The 897-nt window shown below is 75.8% G+C and carries 1 pseudogene; it reads right to left on the bottom strand.

Going from position 1 to position 897, the window contains the following annotated elements:
• Positions 1 to 897: pseudogene (locus FM076_RS22805) on the bottom strand (tetratricopeptide repeat protein); the annotation flags it as partial.

The raw sequence follows: 897 nt of genomic DNA, 5'->3' as shown, positions 1-897 counted from the left end.
GCGCAGCAGCCGTTCGGCGCGCAGCAGGTGCCGCACCCCGCCGCGCACCTGCCACAGGTCGTACTCGACGCCCGCGCGCTCCAGCAGGGTGGCGGGCCGGTTGTCCGTCAGCAGTTCTGCGGCGTCCCGCAGCAGCGGCTCGGCGCCCTGCGGGCTGCGCCGTACCGCGGCCGTACCGGCGAGGGCGTGCAGCACCCGGCCGAGGGCCAGCCGGGCGCGCGGGCTGTCCCGGTCAGCGGCGCGGGCGGCCTCCCCCACCGAGCGGGCCCGGTGCAGCAACTGGATGTCGCCCTGGGCCTGCCAGCGGCGCAGCAGCCGCTCGGTCTCGGCCACCTGGTCGGCCGCGGTCTGCTCGGGCAGGTAGAAGCGGACGACCTCCGCGGGGATGGTCGCGAACAGTTCGTCGCCCACCTCACCGTCGTCTGCTGCCCCATGGTCGCCCGCGCCTCCCGGCGGGGAGGGGGCGACCTGGCCCGGCTCGTCGCGTCCGGTCAGCTGGGCGACGGCCATGGCGGCGAAGTTGCGGGTCCCCTTGCCGAAGCGCTGCGCCACATACCCCGACAGGTGCTTGAGGATGAGCACGGCCGCGCTCTGGTCGAGCGACTGCAGCAGCAGTTCACGCACGCCGGGCGCGAACATGTAGCGCGGCCCGCACGCCTCCCCGCCGTCCCCGCCTGCCTCGCAGGGCTCCTCCGGCAGCCGGGTCAGCAGTCCGGACAGCAGCACCTCGGCCAGCTCCATCGGCCCGGTGTCGGGCAGCATCGCCTCCTGCACCAGGTGGATGACCGGCAGCAGCAGCGGGACGACGGCCAGGTGCACGGCCAGGTCCAGGGCGCCGGGCGAGGCCGTGTTGCGGAACTCCCGCAGCAGGGTGCGCGGCGGGACGCTGCCCGGTGG

The sequence above is a fragment of the Streptomyces albus subsp. chlorinus genome, assembly GCF_013302895.1.
Taxonomy (GTDB): domain Bacteria; phylum Actinomycetota; class Actinomycetes; order Streptomycetales; family Streptomycetaceae; genus Streptomyces; species Streptomyces chlorinus.
The sequence above is the reverse complement of the archived record's forward strand: the minus strand, read 5'-3'. Positions and strand labels throughout refer to the sequence as shown.